The following is a 15650-nucleotide window of genomic DNA, read 5'->3' as shown; positions in this document are numbered from 1 at the left end:
GGGCAGGTCCTCGGGTCAGTTGGGGTGCGTGGGGTCGCGGGTCAGGTCGACCGCGGGCAGCGACGGGAGGTGCCGGATGACGGCGGTCTCCTTGCGCAGCAGCGCCAGCTCCTCGCGCAGCCGCGTCGCGGTGTCCGGGGCCTGGAGCAGCCGCTGCTTCGACGGGACGTCCAGCACGGCGGCGGCGGCCACCAGGTAGGAGACGACGGACGGGTCGTCCGGCAGCTCCGCGCCGGTCGTCAGGGAACGCTCGCTCGCCCCGGCGAGCCGCTTCTGGTAGCTGCGGAAGGCGCGCAGCACACCCTCCGCGAGGGCTCCCGCCTCGTCGGTGCCGGTGTCCTCGCCCTCGGCGGCCCCCGGGTCCTCGGGCAGTTCCTCGACCTCGGCCGTCAGGAAGGGGCCGCTCGCGTCGACCGAGAGCAGGCGGACCCGCGTGGTGCCGGTCGCCAGCACCTCGTAGCTGCCGTCGGCCCGTTCACGGATCTTCGCCGCGTCCGCGACACAGCCGACCCGGTGGAAGGTCTGGAGGGGATCCGGGCCGAAACCGTCGGCGGGAGCCCGCTCGGCGGGCGGCGCGGAGGCCACGGTGTCCGGCATCCCGGTCGCCGTGGGAGCGGTCTCCCGGCCGTCGCGGATCGCGACCACGACGAAGCGGCGCGGCTCGTCCTCGTCGATCTGGAGCAGCGCGCGCATCATGGCGCGATAACGCTCCTCGAAGACGTTGAGCGGCAGCACGAGGCCGGGGAACAGCACCGCGTTCAGCGGGAAGAGGGGCAGGCGAGCGGTGGTCACAGCGGCCAAGCCTAATGGCCGCGGCGCCCGCCGTGTTCCGGCCTCCCGCACAGCGGCGTCGAAGAGGCCACCCGGAGCCGGACGTCCGCCCGCGCGTCCAGGAATCCCCCGAGCGCGTCGCCGGACACCGACGCCCACGGGAACGAGGTCGCGCAGGGCCCGATCAGCCGGAACTGCTCCAGGGCCTCGTCCGTGCGGCCCCGGGCGGCCAGGACCCAGGCGAGCAGGTTGCGGACCTCCGCGGGCCAGGGGTCACCGGCGGGGAAACCGGCCGACAGGCCGATCGCCAGGTCGGCCGCGGCGTCGATCCGGCCGGCCAGCACGGAGTTCGCCCGCGCGGCAGCCTCCCCGTCCCGCAGCAGGGCGAAGGCCGCCCGGGCGGGCAGCGCCTGCACCAGGGAGTCCCCGGCGGCGTCCTCGGCCGCCCGCTCGGCGAAGTCGAAGCACTCGCGGTGCGAGCCGTACCACTCGGCCGACAGGTACCGCAGCGCGGCGACGTGGCTGCCGTAGTGGTGCGGGCAGCGCCGCACCGCCTGCTCCCACAGCGACTCGAAGACCGTGTGCGATGCGTGCGTGCCGCGCGCATGGTCGAGTGCGAGCCGCCACGGCACCGGGTCGCGGGGGTCCGCCTCCGCCGACGCGGTGATCAGCGGACCCACCTCGCGCAGCAGTTCGGAGTGGGCCGGGGAGTCCCAGGCGCGCGTCACCGCCAGCGCAGCCTTGACCAGCAGCGCGTCCGGGTCCCTCGGGGCCGAGACCAGCCAGCGGCCGAGCCAGTTGTCGCGGCTGCGCGCGAAGGCGACCAGCCGGGCGAGGGTACGGTCGCGCGTCTCCCAGTCGGCCGCGTCGCGAGTTCCGGCGAGGAGTTTCGCCGCGGGCTCGAACTCCCCGAGCGCCGCCGCCACCAACGCGGGGGAGAGCGGCTCGTCGGGGGCGTCGAGCAGCACCGCGTCGTCCGCCGGCAGTCCGGCCGACAGCCCGGGGCCGTAGCGGAGCGTGCGCGCGGAAGTCAGCAGTGCGCGGAGGTAGGCCATGGTGCAGACCATTGAAAACTCCAGGTGGGAGCGGCGCCAGAGGAGAGCTGTGAAGCTTCTGTGGCGAGTGGAAGGGTTGCTCTGGAGTCAGTCAAGAAAGAGTAAAAAAGTGGCCGTGATTGGCCCGAATGCGACCTTTCCTCTGCCGGTCCTCACCAGGCCTCCTGGGCGGGAACCGGGCGTCCGGCCGTTGTGCCAGAAGGGATCCGCGCGGACGGGACGCCGGCCGGGGTCAGCCCCGCCGCAGCAGCCGGGATGCGCCCGCCGCCACGGTGGTGGCCAATATCCACCCCAGCAGCACGAGCGCCGCGGCCACCCACTGCCAGCCGCCCTCCAGCAGCCAGTAGCCGTCCTGCCCGAGATCGATCACCGGCACCAGCAGGTCCAGCGAGTACAGCGCGGCGTTCCACTGCGGATGCTCGTCGCCCTTGATCGACTCGGGACGGTACTGCGCGAACGCCACCGCGCCCGCCGCCCACAGCACCGCCATCCAGACCAGGGCGCGCCCCGGGCGGTAGCCGTACGCCACCGTCCAGTCCTGGAGGTAGCCCCAGATCCTCCCCGCCGGCGGCAGCGTCTCGCGCCGGCGCCGCTGCTTGGCCAGCAGCACCTCGCGGGCGTCCGCGTCCTCGCCGCAGTTGCGGAGCACCGTCGCGAGGCGTTCGTACGGCTCCGGGACGTACTCCGGGGTCGCCGCCAGCACCCACTCCAGGCGCCGGGACAGCGGGAAGTGGCCGTACGGCACGAGGTTCTCGTACACGAAGCCGCCCATCGCCAGGCCGCCCGGCCCGGGCCAGCTGGTCGACACGTCGATCAGGGTGACCACCCGTGCGCCGTTCAGCACGACCCGGCCCTCCCGCGGACGCTCCGCGTTGAACCGCAGCTCGGGGGTGACGATCCGGCGCAGCGACAGCTCCTCCCGGTCGGCGAGCACGAACCGGGCCTTGTGCAGATCCACCGCGTCACCGAACCGGCCGTCGTCGAGCCGCACCGCGCCCCGGCACTCGAAGGCCTGCGCCCGGGTCCCGCGCGCCGGACCGCCGCCGCGCGCCACGCCGAACGGGGGAGTGGTGCCCTGGTTCCCCGTGTCGACGCTCACCCATGCTTCCGTCATGTACAGCGTGCGCTCCACGCTCAGCTGCGGGGCGTTCAGGGCCCGCCGCATGTCGGTGGCCCGCAGCCGGCTGCCCCGCAGGCTCAGCGAACCGCCGACCTTCGCCCCGCGCAGGCTCAGCTCCCCGAGCGTCTCGATCATCTCGGCCTGCAGGTCCTGCGCCACCGACATGCCGTCGCCCACGAACGCGCGGCCCCGGCGGTCGGGGCCCACGCGGAGCTGGTTGATCAGCAGGTCCGTCCCGATCTGGGCGTCGGTCAGCCGGATCCCGCGCTCCACCCGGCAGCGCGGCAGGTGCAGATCGCCCTCGGTGTGCAGCCGGGCCGCGTCCAGCCGGGGAACCGCGCACCCCACCATCCGCAGCGTCGTGAAGTGGCACTCGGGCAGCACCACCTCCTGCTCGAAGCGGCACCCCGTCAGCTCCACGTACGGCGAGACGTGCCCGCCGGCCAGATCCAGCTTCCCCGTGATGCGCACCCCCCGGAGCTTCAGCGCGGCCACCCGCCCCGGCCGCGCCGGCGGACCGCTGAGCAGCAGCCGCGCCACCGTCCGGGCCCCGACACTCCGCTCCGGCCCCCAGCCGTGCGGGGCGAACGGGTCGTCGCGCACCGGGTCGTGCGCGCGCAGATCGTAGGTGGTGCCGTTCCGGAAGGACTGCCACATGCCCAGTTCCGCGGCGCTGAGCCCGTCGGGGATCTCGCCGTCCTGCGGTTCCGTCACTGCCTCACCTCCGCACGCGCGGATCACCCCGCGCCCCGTACCGTCGTTCTTCCCGCTGCGTGACCGTGTGAAAGCTAACGGTCAGCAGTGACAGCCGGGACATGTATCAGCCAGTGATACGGGCGACCGGACGTCTGATCCGGTCTGAGAGAATTGCGGTGTGATCTCTCGAATCGATCTGCGCGGCGCCGCCCTCCCCGAGGGCGGCGCCCTGCGCGACCTGCTGCCCCGTGCCGAGTTCGACGTGGAAGCCGCCCTGGAGACGGTGCGGCCCATCTGCGAGGACGTACGCCATCGCGGCTCCGCGGCAGTGATCGACTGGGGGGAGCGGTTCGACGGCGTGCGCCCCGGCTCCGTCCGGGTGCCCGCCGACGCCGTCGGCGCGGCCCTGGAGGACCTCGACCCCGCCGTGCGGGCCGCCCTGGAGGAGTCCGTCCGCCGCGCCCGCCTCGTCCACCGCGCGCAGCGCCGCACCACGCACACCACCCAGGTCGTCCCCGGCGGCACGGTCACCGAGAAGTGGGTGCCCGTCGAGCGGGTCGGCCTGTACGTCCCCGGCGGACGCTCGGTCTACCCCTCGTCCGTCGTCATGAACGTCGTCCCCGCGCAGGAGGCCGGCGTCGAGGGCGTCGCCGTCGCCTCCCCGCCGCAGAAGGAGTTCGGCGGCCTGCCGCACCCCACGATCCTCGCCGCCTGCGCCCTCCTCGGCGTCGACGAGGTGTACGCCGCCGGCGGCGCGCAGGCCGTCGCGATGTTCGCGTACGGCACCGAGGACTGCCTCCCCGTCAACCTGGTCACCGGCCCCGGCAACATCTACGTCGCCGCCGCCAAGCGCCTCCTCAAGGGCCGTGTCGGCATCGACGCCGAGGCCGGCCCCACCGAGATCGCGATCCTCGCCGACGCGAGCGCCGACCCGGTGCACGTCGCCGCCGACCTGATCAGCCAGGCCGAGCACGACCCGATGGCCGCCGCCGTCCTCGTCACCGACTCCGAGGAGCTCGCCGCCGCCACCGAGGCCGAGCTCAAGCCGCAGATCGCCGCGACCCGGCACGTCAGCGACCGGATCGAACCCGCCCTGGCCGGGCGGCAGTCCGCGATCGTGCTGGTCCGCGACATCGAGGACGGCCTCCGGGTCGTCGACGCGTACGCCGCCGAACACCTGGAGATCCAGACGGAGAACGCCGCCGCCGTCGCCGACCGGGTCCGCAACGCCGGAGCGGTCTTCGTCGGACCGTGGTCGCCCGTCTCCCTCGGCGACTACTGCGCCGGCTCCAACCACGTCCTGCCCACCGGAGGCTGCGCCTGCCACTCCTCCGGCCTGTCCGTGCAGTCCTTCCTGCGCGGCATCCACCTCGTCGACTACACCCGTGACGCGCTCGCCGAGGTCACCCACCACGTGGTGACCCTCGCCGAGGCGGAGGACCTCCCCGCCCACGGCGCCGCGCTCAAGGCCAGGTTCGGCTGGAAGGTCCCGCAAGCGTGACGAACAGCAGCACCCCCCCGAACGCGTGGGACGCGCTCCCGATCCGCGACGAACTGCGCGGTCAGTCCCCGTACGGCGCGCCCCAGCTCGACGTACCCGTCCGGCTGAACACCAACGAGAACCCCTACCCGCTGCCCGACGCGCTCGTCGAGCGCATCGCCGAGCGGGTCCGCGAGGCCGCCCGCGACCTCAACCGCTACCCCGACCGCGACGCCGTCGAGCTCCGCACCGAGCTCGCCCGCTACCTCACCCGCACCGCCGGGCACGAGGTCACCGCCGCCCACGTGTGGGCGGCCAACGGCTCCAACGAGGTCCTCCAGCAGCTGCTGCAGACCTTCGGCGGCCCCGGGCGCACCGCGATCGGCTTCGAACCCTCGTACTCCATGCACGCGCTCATCGCCCGCGGCACCGGCACCGGCTGGATCCCGGGGCCGCGCAACGAGGACTTCACCATCGACGTGGAGGCCGCGAAGCGGGCCGTCGCCGAGCACCGGCCCGAGGTCGTCTTCATCACCTCGCCCAACAACCCCACCGGCACCGCCGTCGACGCGGACACCGTCATCGCCCTCTACGACGCCGCCCAGGCCGCCCGGCCCTCGATGGTCGTCGTCGACGAGGCCTACGGCGAGTTCAGCCACCACCCCTCGCTGCTCCCGCTCATCGAGGGGCGCCCCCACCTGGTGCTCTCCCGCACCATGTCGAAGGCCTTCGGCGCCGCCGGCCTGCGCCTCGGCTACCTCGCGGCGGCTCCGGCCGTCGTCGACGCGGTCCAGCTGGTCCGCCTGCCCTACCACCTGTCCTCCGTCACCCAGGCCACCGCGCTCGCCGCCCTGGAGCACACCGATACGCTGCTCGGGTACGTCGCGCAGCTCAAGAGCGAGCGCGACCGGCTGGTCGACGGACTGCGGGAGCTCGGCTTCGCCGTCACCGACTCGGACGCCAACTTCGTCCAGTTCGGCCGCTTCGCCGACAGCCGCACGGCCTGGCGGCAGATCCTCGACCGGGGCGTCCTGGTGCGGGACAACGGCGTACCGGGATGGCTGCGGGTCTCCGCGGGCACCCCGGCGGAGAACGACGCGTTCCTCGATGCGGTGCGCGAACTGAAGAAGGAGCACGACGCATGACTCGCGAGGCCCGCACGGGACGAGTGGAGCGGACCACCAAGGAGACCTCGGTGCTCGTCGAGATCGACCTCGACGGCACCGGCAGGACCGAGATCTCGACCGGGGTCGGTTTCTACGACCACATGCTCGACCAGCTCGGCCGGCACGGACTCTTCGACCTCACGGTCAGGACCGAGGGCGATCTGCACATCGACTCGCACCACACCATCGAGGACTCCGCCCTCGCGCTCGGCGCCGCCTTCCGGCAGGCGCTCGGCGACAAGGTCGGGATCTACCGCTTCGGCAACTGCACCGTCCCGCTGGACGAGTCGCTCGCCCAGGTCACCGTCGACCTCTCCGGCCGCCCCTACCTGGTGCACACCGAGCCGGAGAAGATGGCGCCGATGATCGGTGCGTACGACACGACGATGACCCGGCACATCCTGGAGTCCTTCGTCGCCCAGGCGCAGATCGCCCTGCACGTCCACGTCCCGTACGGGCGCAACGCCCACCACATCGTGGAGTGCCAGTTCAAGGCACTGGCCCGCGCCCTGCGGTACGCCAGTGAGCACGACCCGCGTGCGGCCGGCATCCTCCCGTCCACGAAGGGCGCGCTGTGACCGGCCTCAACACCGTTCTGATCCTCGTCGGCCTCTTCCTGGCCGGCGGGGTCTACTCCTTCTGGAAGCAGGGCATGCCCAAGGGCGTCGTCGTGCTCCTCGGGATCGGCTCCGTGATGTGCCTGGTGGCGGGCGTCATGCGGATCCAGGGACTCTGGGACTGAGGAATCTGTGAGCGACAAGAAGAAGGTCGTCGTCTTCGACTACGGCTTCGGCAACGTCCGTTCCGCCGAGCGGGCCCTCGCCCGCGTCGGCGCGGACGTGGAGATCACCCGCGACTTCGACACCGCGATGAACGCCGACGGACTGCTCGTCCCCGGCGTCGGCGCCTTCTCCGCCTGCATGGCGGGTCTGAAGAAGGCGCGCGGCGAGTGGATCGTCGGCCGCAGGCTGTCCGGCGGCAGGCCCGTCATGGGCATCTGCGTCGGCATGCAGATCCTGTTCGAGCGCGGCATCGAGCACGGCGTGGAGACGGAGGGCCTCGACGAGTGGCCCGGCACCGTCGGACCGCTGAAGGCCGACGTGGTGCCCCACATGGGCTGGAACACCGTCGAGTCCCCCGAGGGCTCCCGGCTCTTCGCGGGCCTGGACCCCGAGGCCCGGTACTACTTCGTGCACTCCTACGCGGCGCACGACTGGTCCCTCGAAGTGACCAACGCCAAGATCCGTGCTCCCGACGTCACCTGGGCCACGCACGGAGAGCGGTTCGTGGCCGCCGTCGAGAACGGCGCGCTGTGGGCCACCCAGTTCCACCCCGAGAAGTCCGGCGACGCCGGCGCCCAGCTGCTGACCAACTGGATCGAGACGCTGTAATGCCGAAGCTTGAACTGCTCCCCGCCGTCGACGTGCGCGACGGACAGGCCGTCCGCCTCGTGCACGGCGAGTCCGGCTCCGAGACCTCCTACGGCTCCCCCCTGGAGGCGGCCCTCGCCTGGCAGCGCTCCGGCGCCGAGTGGCTGCACCTCGTCGACCTGGACGCCGCCTTCGGCACCGGCGACAACCGCGCGCTGATCGCCGAGGTGGCCGGCGCCATGGACATCAAGGTCGAGCTCTCCGGCGGCATCCGCGACGACGCCTCGCTCGCCGCCGCCCTCGCCACCGGCTGCCGCCGGGTCAACCTCGGCACCGCCGCCCTGGAGACCCCCGAGTGGGTCGCCAAGGTCATCGCCGAGCACGGCGACAAGATCGCCGTCGGCCTCGACGTCCGCGGCACGACGCTGCGCGGCCGCGGCTGGACCCGTGACGGCGGCGACCTCTACGAGACGCTCGCCCGCCTCGACTCCGAGGGCTGCGCCCGCTACGTCGTGACCGACATCGCCAAGGACGGCACGCTGGAGGGCCCCAACCTGGGGCTGCTGCGCGACGTCTGCGCCGCCACCGACCGGCCCGTCGTCGCCTCCGGCGGCGTCTCCTCGCTCGCGGACCTGCGCGCGATCTCGCTCCTCGTCCCGGAGGGCGTCGAGGGCGCCATCGTCGGCAAGGCGCTGTACGCCGAGGCGTTCACCCTGGAGGAGGCACTCAAGGCGGTCGCCGCATGACGGACTCCGTACGCCGTGTGTCCTCCGGCGCCCCCTGGGAGGAGAAGTTCGGCTACTCCCGCGCCGTGGAGCTCCCCACCGGCCTGGTCCTGGTCTCCGGCTGCACCTCCGTGGCCGACGGCCGGATCGTGGCGGGCGGCCCCTACGAGCAGACCGTCGCCTCCTTCCAGGTCGCCTTCGACGCCCTGAAGCAGCTGGGGCTCGGCCGCGAGGACGTCGTCCGCACCCGCCTGTACCTCACGCACGCCCGGGACGTCGACGAGGTGGGCCGCGCCCACAAGGAGCTCTTCGACGACGTGCGCCCCGCCGCCTCGCTGCTCATCGTGTCCGGCTTCGTCGACCCGTCACTGGTCGTCGAGGTCGAGGTCGAGGCCTACCGGGCGGGGGAGCGATGACCCTCGCCGTACGGGTCATCCCGTGCCTGGACGTCGACCGGGGCCGCGTCGTCAAGGGCGTCAACTTCCAGAACCTGCGGGACGCGGGCGACCCCGTCGAGATGGCGAAGCTCTACGACGCCGAGGGCGCCGACGAGCTGACCTTCCTCGACATCACCGCCTCCAGCGGGGACCGCGAGACGACCTACGACGTGGTGCGCCGCACCGCCGAGCAGGTCTTCATCCCGCTCACCGTCGGAGGCGGGGTCCGCACCCCCGACGACGTCGACCGGCTGCTGCGCGCCGGTGCCGACAAGGTCGGCGTCAACACCGCCGCCCTCGCCCGGCCCGAGCTCATCCGCGAGATCGCCGAACGCTTCGGCCGCCAGGTGCTCGTCCTCTCGGTCGACGCCCGGCGCACCCCCGGCGGCACCTTCGAGGTGACGACCCACGGAGGGCGCAGGGGCACCGGCGTCGACGCCGTGGAGTGGGCGCACCGCGCCGCCGAGCTCGGCGCGGGCGAGATCCTGCTCAACTCGATGGACGCCGACGGCACCAAGGACGGCTACGACACCGAGATGATCCAGGCGGTACGGGCCCACGTCACCGTCCCCGTCATCGCCTCCGGAGGCGCGGGCCGGCTCGCGGACTTCCCGCCCGCCATCGACGCGGGCGCCGACGCGGTCCTCGCCGCGTCCGTCTTCCACTTCGGTGACCTGCGGATCTCCCAGGTGAAGGACGCCCTGCGCGAGGCCGGGCACCCCGTCCGCTGACCTCGGCCGGCGGGATCGCCCGGTCCGAAGACCGGCGATCTCGCCGATGTCCGCACGCGGGACGCGCCGTCAGAGTGGCACCGTCACCCACGGACGGCACCACCCGCACCGTGCTCTCCCCGCAGGCCCCGGACGACGGGCCTCCGGCCGGCCCGGTGCGGGTGCGCCACGACGAGAGGATCCCCCCTCGTGCAGCAGCACCTCCCCTCCGGCGACACCGCCCCGCCCCGCCACCGGATGTCCACGAGCCGCTCCCGCACCCTCCGGCTCGCCGTCGCGGCGGCCGCCGCCACCGCCGGGCTGGCCGCCCTGATGCCCGGCGCGCAGGCCGCCGACAACCCGTACGAGCGCGGGCCCGCCCCGAGCAACGCGAGCATCGAGGCCGTCCGCGGCCCCTACGCCACCTCCCGGACGACCGTGTCCTCGCTGAGCGTCCGCGGGTTCGGCGGCGGCACGATCTACTACCCGACGTCCACCTCGGACGGCACCTTCGGCGCGGTGGTCATCGCGCCCGGCTTCACGGCGTACCAGTCGAGCATCGCGTGGCTGGGTCCGCGTCTGGCCTCGCAGGGCTTCGTGGTGTTCACCATCGACACCAACACCACGTCGGACCAGCCGGCCAGCCGCGGTGACCAGCTGCTCGCGGCGCTGGACCACCTCACCGGGTCCAGCGCGGTGCGGAGCCGGGTCGACTCCTCGCGGCTCGGCGTGATGGGCCACTCCATGGGCGGCGGCGGCACCCTGGAGGCGGCGAAGGACCGGCCGTCGCTCCAGGCGGCGATCCCGCTGACGGGCTGGAACACGGACAAGACGTGGCCCGAGGTGCAGACCCCCACCCTGGTCATCGGCGCGGACGGTGACACCGTCGCGCCCGTGGGCACGCACTCCAAGCCGTTCTACAACTCGCTGCCCGGCTCGCTGGACAAGGCGTACCTGGAGCTCCGGGGGGCCACCCACTTCACCCCGAACACCTCCAACACGACGATCGCGAAGTACAGCATCTCCTGGCTCAAGCGGTTCATCGACAACGACACCCGCTACGAGCAGTTCCTCTGCCCGCTGCCGTCGACCAGCCTGACCATCGCCGACTACCAGGGCACCTGCCCGCACACCTCCTGACCACGGGGCGGGGGCGGGGGCGTGTGCAGCGCCCCCGCCCCCGGTGCCGCACCGCCGTGTCATCCGGGGGTCCGCACCCGGCCGGCGGGCGGACGCCCTCTCCCGCGGACCGGCCGCACCCGGCCTCTCGGCCCGTGCGGAACACCTGCGACGAGCCCGTACCGGAAGCGGAGCCGGAGCCGCCGTTCCGTGAGACCTGTGCGAGAGCGGCACGAGACGGCCCTGGGTCATCATCTGCGGCGCACACCAGGCAGACAACGGGAGGCCGCACGTATGAGACCCAGGACGAAGGCGGGCCGTCGGCACCGCAGCAGAACCGTCCGCACCACCGTCGTACTCAGTACCGCCGCAGCACTGATCGCCGCGCTCCCCGTGGGAGCGAACGCCGCACCGGAGCCCAAGGCGCCCCAGGGGGCCGCCCAGGGCTGGAGCGCCGGGAAGACCGGGACCGACGGCTCCGCACGGCCGACGGCCCTGCCGGAGGAGGACCGCGCCGCCGTGCTCGGCACGGCCTACTCCGCCTCCGACGACCTCGCGTGGAGCACCTCCGGTGACGCCACCGGGTTCCACCTGCTGACCGCCGCACGCGCGGACGGCTACGCCTGGCGGACGGCGGCCACCCTGGCCGAGCCGGGCTTCGAGGCCGACAGCTGGATCGGCAACGTCTGCGTCACCGGCTCCGGCAAGCGCGCCGTGGTCGCCTACGCGCCCCGCACCTTCACCAACGACCAGCAGCTCATGTCGCGCGGCGCGTTCACCGCCGTCGTGGAACTGACCACGGGGAAGGTCACGAAACTGCCCTTCCAGGCGTCCCTGGCCTACTTCTCGCCGGGATGCGGCACCGACGAGACGGCGGTGTTCTCGCAGTTCGCCGACGACCGCTCGGCGCGCAACGAGACCCGGATCGTCCGGGTGGACGCGGCGACCGGGAAGGCCGCCGAACCCCTGGCGCTGGCGGGCCAGGTGACCTCGGCCGTGCCGTACGGCGACGACGTCGTCGCAGCCGACGGGAACCGGCTCGTCCGGATCGACGCCGAGGGCGCGCGCAGCACCGTCGCCCTCACCCGGCGCATCCCCTTCCAGCTGAAGGCCGACCGCGACGGGGGCCTCGTCTACCTCGACCGGCCCGCGGCCCCGGCGAAGACCGAGAAGGCCACCGCCGAGGACGGCGCCGTCATGCGGGTCGACGCCGCCGCCGTGCGGACCGGGAAGGGCGCCCCGAGCAAGCTCGCCACCGGCACCCTCACCAAGATGGACCTCACGTCGAGCGCCGAGGGCACCGTGCTGGTGACCGGTGAGACCCGGCAGGCCGTCTCCGCGCTGCCCGCGGTCGTGCGCCGCCCGGCGGACGCCCCCAAGGACGCGCACGCCTCCACCGACGGCAAGGTCCTGGTGACCGCCACCGGCTGGAGCGGCGACGGCGCGCACCCGGCCCGCGCCGGGGAGACCGGCGCCGAGCGCACCGCGCTGATCGACCTCAAGGACCTCGGCACCGGCAGGACGGCCGCCCTGGAGACCCTGCCGGGCGGCGCCCCGCACCAGGACGCCGGCCAGAAGCTCTCCCCGGCGCTGGAGGGCGTCGGAACCGCGGCGCCCGGCCGGCGCTCCGCGTCCCTCGCGGCCGATCCGCACGACCCGGTCGAGGCGGAGCGCACCTGCGCCGTCGCCCGGGGCGACCTCCGCCAGCAGGCGTTCCAGCCGACCCCCCGTCAGGTGGAGTGGGCGGTCGACCAGGCGATCAGCAACAACCTGAACAAGCTGGTCTCCCGGCCGGCCAACTGGAAGAGCACCGGCGTCGGTTCCTACGCGCCCCAGCAGCTGTTCCCGCTGAAGTCGCTGACCGGCGGCGGCCAGATCCCGGCGCAGGTCATGCTCGGGATCACCGCACAGGAATCCAACATGTGGCAGGCCACCCGGTACGCCGTGCCCGGGGTGACCGCCAACTCCCTGATCGGCAACTACTACGGCACGAAGTACAACTCCGACGGCCAGATCCCCGACCCGTGGGCGATCGACTGGTCCGAGTCGGACTGCGGCTACGGCATCACGCAGGTCACCGACAACATGCGCGTGGGCGACACCGAGTGGTCCTCGCTCCAGCAGAAGGCCGTGGCCGTCGACTACACCGCGAACATCGCGGCCGGCGTCAACATCCTGGTCGAGAAGTGGAACCAGACCAAGGCCGGCGGGATGACCATCGCCAACGGCGACCCGAAGTACCTGGAGAGCTGGTTCTTCGCGCTGTGGGCGTACAACTCGGGCTACTACCCCGAGGCCGACGCGAGCAAGAACAAGGGCAAGTGGGGCCTCGGCTTCACCAACAACCCGGCCAACCCGCTGTGGAAGGCCAACCGCACCCCGTTCCTGGAGAACGCGAACGGCGGCGACGACTACTCGCACGCCGCGAACCCGCAGCACTGGCCCTACCAGGAGAAGGTGCTCGGCTGGGCCGCCCGTCCCATCTCGGCGCTCTTCAAGCCCGGTGACATGCAGGCCGGGTACCGCCCCGCCTGGTGGACGACCGTCACCGACCGTACGGCGCTGAAGCCGCCGGAGTCGCTGTTCTGCACCAGCGCCAACGAGTGCGACCCGAGCAAGATCGGCCCGAACGACTCCAACGACCCCGGCATGGGCGCCTGCACCCGCACCGACCTGTACTGCTGGTGGAACAAGCCGATCCCGGCGACCACCTGGAAGAACTGTGTCGTCGGAGTCTGCGGCAACGCGATCCACCGGTTCGACGACACCTATCCCGAACAACCGGACGAGAACTCCTACGCCCCGCGCTGCTCGGGCGGCGTTCCCGGTGACGCCCTGGTCATCGACGACGTGCCCGACGGCATCCGGCCGTCCGGGTCGGCCGGCCGCTGCCCGTCGGCGGTGTCCTCCGCGGGCAGCTTCGAGTTCAGCTTCGCCGCGTCGGGCGGCTTCTACCCGGGCAAGATCGACCTGCACCAGATCGGAGCCGGCTACGGCAACCACTTCTGGTTCACCCACAGCCGCGAGACCGGCACCGCCGACGCCGGCCGCCTCAGCACCACGGGCACCTGGAAGCTGGGCAAGGCGCTCAACGGCTGGTCCCGCGTGATGGTGCACATCCCCGACCACGGGGCGCACACCCAGCAGGCCAAGTACGAGATCGACACCGGCTCCGGCTCGTTCACCCGTACCCGCTACGTCAACCAGAAGATCAAGGCCAACACCTGGGTCTCGCTGGGCGTATACCACATGAGCGGCACGCCCCGGGTCCGCCTCGGCAGCCAGACCGAGGACGGGGACGGCAGCGAGGACGTGGCCTGGGACGCGGTGGCCTTCCAGCCGCTGCCCGCCAAGCCGAAGCACATCGTGGCCGTCCTCGGCGACTCCTACACCTCCGGTGAGGGGGCCGGCGACTACAGCCCCGAGTCCGACGCGGACCACGGCACCGACCGCTGGAACGCCTGCCGGCGCAGCGACAACGCCTGGTCCCGGAAGGTCGTCCTGCCGGGGACCTCGACCCCGCTGGGCCAGCTCTCGGACGGCTGGAGCTCCAGCGCCGAACTCGGCTTCGTGGCCTGTTCGGGGGCGATGACCAGGAACGTCTGGAACAGCCCGTTCGACGGGGACTCGCAGAGTTTCGGCGAGGGGCAGTTCAAGGAGATCAACCAGGTCAACTCCGGGGTGCTCACCCCGGAGACCACCCTGGTGATGCTCACGCTCGGCGGCAACGACGGAGGCGGGTTCACCAACGCCATGATGGACTGCGCGGGCATCGGGACCAACTGCAACGAGGACCCGAACTTCCTGCCGAAGTACAAGGGCATCGTCGACCAGACGATGATCCCCAACCTGTCGAACACACTGAGCGACATCCAGCTCAAGGCACCGAACGCGCAGATCGTGCTCATGGGCTATCCGGAGCTGCTCAGCCGCACGGTCAAGTGCGCCGGTTCGCTCTACTACATGATGCCCGAGGTCGCGGCGCTGGCCGAGCTGGTCAACCACGCCGGCACCCAGCAGGAGAAGCTGGTCGGGCAGCTCAAGGCCGGCGGCATGAAGATCGCGTACGCGAACCCGGTCGACGCCTTCGTCGGCCACGCGGGCTGCGACGACCCCGAGTGGATCAACAAGATCGTCATCGGCCCCAACGGCGACGGCGACTTCCACCAGGGTGACCCGGTCACCAAGGTCAGCGGCTCCTGCACGGCCGACTGGCTGCCCGAGGAGTGCCTCAGCCGCGAGTCCTTCCACCCGAAGTCCGACGGCACCACGGGGTACGCGAACGTGATGAAGTCGAGACTGACCGCACTGGGATACACCGGCTCGTGATGCGGTATCACCGTCGGTGACATGACCGAGCACACGGAACACCCTCCGACGGGCCGGCCGGCCGGACGCGCGAAGGCGCGCCGGCCGGCCGGCGCCGTCGTCACCGCGGCGGTCGCCCTGACCGGGCTCCTCCTGGCGGTCGTGGGCACGCTCCTGTGGTGGCTGGGGGACCGGCTGCCCGAGGGGGCCGACCGCACCCGCACGGAGAACGAGCGCCTCCAGGTGGCGTCCCTCGCCCGGCAGCTGGGGGAGGCGGCCCGGGACGGGGAACTCACGGACTCCGAGATCGGCCGCATCGCGCGGGCCGGACCCTGGCGGGTGGACCGGCCGGACGACGGCGGCGTACGCGTCGTCGTCACGATGGTCCCGGCCCTGGCCGACGAGCCCGCCGCCTGCACGGAGTTCACCCTCCCGGCCCCGCTGGGGCCCGGCACCGAGGCCACCCACCACCCCGCGAAGGAGGACTGCCCGGTACGCGACTGAGCACCCCGCCGCCACGACCGGGGACCCTACGCACCGGACGGCTCCGGTTCCCCGACGGAACCGGAGCCGCGGGGGGGGGCGCCCCCCCCCCCCCCCCGGCCCCCCGCCGGCCCCCCCCCCCGGCCCCGGGCGGCGGCCGCCCCCCCGGCGCCGGCGGGGGGGGCCGGGCGCCAAGACGCGGCGGCGGGG

General features: G+C 72.8%; 14 protein-coding genes. 11 read left to right on the top strand and 3 right to left on the bottom strand.

Annotation, left to right across the window (positions count from 1 at the left end):
* Positions 1 to 15: 15 nt before the first annotated feature.
* The 3 genes from ABZ172_RS28105 to ABZ172_RS28095 form a co-directional block, all read right to left on the bottom strand.
* Positions 16 to 792 carry an LON peptidase substrate-binding domain-containing protein gene (locus tag ABZ172_RS28105; RefSeq protein ID WP_356887810.1) on the bottom strand — a complete coding sequence of 259 codons (777 nt, stop codon included), beginning with the start codon at positions 790 to 792 and terminating at the stop codon, positions 16 to 18.
* An 11-nt stretch (positions 793 to 803) separates the two neighbouring features.
* Positions 804 to 1838, bottom strand: coding sequence for a hypothetical protein (locus tag ABZ172_RS28100; protein ID WP_356887808.1), 1035 nt, complete (start codon positions 1836 to 1838; stop codon positions 804 to 806).
* Positions 1839 to 2058: 220 nt separating this feature from the next.
* Positions 2059 to 3660, bottom strand: coding sequence for an oxidoreductase (locus ABZ172_RS28095; protein WP_356887806.1), 1602 nt, complete (start codon positions 3658 to 3660; stop codon positions 2059 to 2061).
* 160 nt (positions 3661 to 3820) lie between these two features.
* Between ABZ172_RS28095 and hisD the strand changes: the two genes are divergently transcribed.
* The 11 genes from hisD (at position 3821) to ABZ172_RS28040 (ending at position 15461) form a co-directional block, all read left to right on the top strand.
* A complete protein-coding gene (hisD, locus tag ABZ172_RS28090) occupies positions 3821 to 5143 on the top strand; it encodes a histidinol dehydrogenase (protein ID WP_356887804.1) in 1323 nt (440 codons plus the stop codon).
* A complete protein-coding gene (locus ABZ172_RS28085) occupies positions 5140 to 6267 on the top strand; it encodes a histidinol-phosphate transaminase (RefSeq protein WP_356887802.1) in 1128 nt (375 codons plus the stop codon). Before hisD ends, ABZ172_RS28085 begins: the two co-directional genes overlap by 4 nt.
* Positions 6264 to 6866, top strand: a complete 603-nt coding sequence (gene hisB, locus ABZ172_RS28080) for an imidazoleglycerol-phosphate dehydratase HisB (protein WP_356887800.1) — start codon at positions 6264 to 6266, stop codon at positions 6864 to 6866. Before ABZ172_RS28085 ends, hisB begins: the two co-directional genes overlap by 4 nt.
* A complete protein-coding gene (locus tag ABZ172_RS28075) occupies positions 6863 to 7030 on the top strand; it encodes a hypothetical protein (RefSeq protein ID WP_014156783.1) in 168 nt (55 codons plus the stop codon). Before hisB ends, ABZ172_RS28075 begins: the two co-directional genes overlap by 4 nt.
* Positions 7031 to 7037: 7 nt before the next feature.
* Complete coding sequence (gene hisH, locus ABZ172_RS28070; protein ID WP_356887798.1) at positions 7038 to 7679, top strand: imidazole glycerol phosphate synthase subunit HisH; 642 nt, start codon at positions 7038 to 7040, stop codon at positions 7677 to 7679.
* Positions 7679 to 8404, top strand: coding sequence for a bifunctional 1-(5-phosphoribosyl)-5-((5-phosphoribosylamino)methylideneamino)imidazole-4-carboxamide isomerase/phosphoribosylanthranilate isomerase PriA (gene priA, locus ABZ172_RS28065; protein ID WP_356887796.1), 726 nt, complete (start codon positions 7679 to 7681; stop codon positions 8402 to 8404). The genes hisH and priA overlap by 1 nt, the downstream gene beginning before the upstream one ends.
* Positions 8401 to 8799, top strand: a complete 399-nt coding sequence (locus ABZ172_RS28060; RefSeq protein WP_356887794.1) for a RidA family protein — start codon at positions 8401 to 8403, stop codon at positions 8797 to 8799. Before priA ends, ABZ172_RS28060 begins: the two co-directional genes overlap by 4 nt.
* Positions 8796 to 9551 carry an imidazole glycerol phosphate synthase subunit HisF gene (gene hisF, locus ABZ172_RS28055; protein ID WP_356887792.1) on the top strand — a complete coding sequence of 252 codons (756 nt, stop codon included), beginning with the start codon at positions 8796 to 8798 and terminating at the stop codon, positions 9549 to 9551. The genes ABZ172_RS28060 and hisF overlap by 4 nt, the downstream gene beginning before the upstream one ends.
* 237 nt (positions 9552 to 9788) lie before the next feature.
* Positions 9789 to 10670, top strand: a complete 882-nt coding sequence (locus ABZ172_RS28050; RefSeq protein WP_356887830.1) for an alpha/beta hydrolase — start codon at positions 9789 to 9791, stop codon at positions 10668 to 10670.
* A 273-nt stretch (positions 10671 to 10943) separates the two neighbouring features.
* Positions 10944 to 14978: a hypothetical protein gene (locus tag ABZ172_RS28045; protein WP_356887790.1), complete on the top strand. Its 4035-nt coding sequence runs from the start codon at positions 10944 to 10946 to the stop codon at positions 14976 to 14978.
* A gap of 21 nt (positions 14979 to 14999) precedes the next feature.
* Positions 15000 to 15461, top strand: a complete 462-nt coding sequence (locus tag ABZ172_RS28040) for a hypothetical protein (RefSeq protein WP_356887788.1) — start codon at positions 15000 to 15002, stop codon at positions 15459 to 15461.
* Positions 15462 to 15650: the final 189 nt, after the last annotated feature.

This window comes from Streptomyces sp. NPDC006296 (genome assembly GCF_040613235.1).
Lineage (GTDB): Bacteria > Actinomycetota > Actinomycetes > Streptomycetales > Streptomycetaceae > Streptomyces.
Note: the sequence above shows the minus strand (reverse complement) of the source record. Positions and strands in the feature narration are given on the sequence as shown.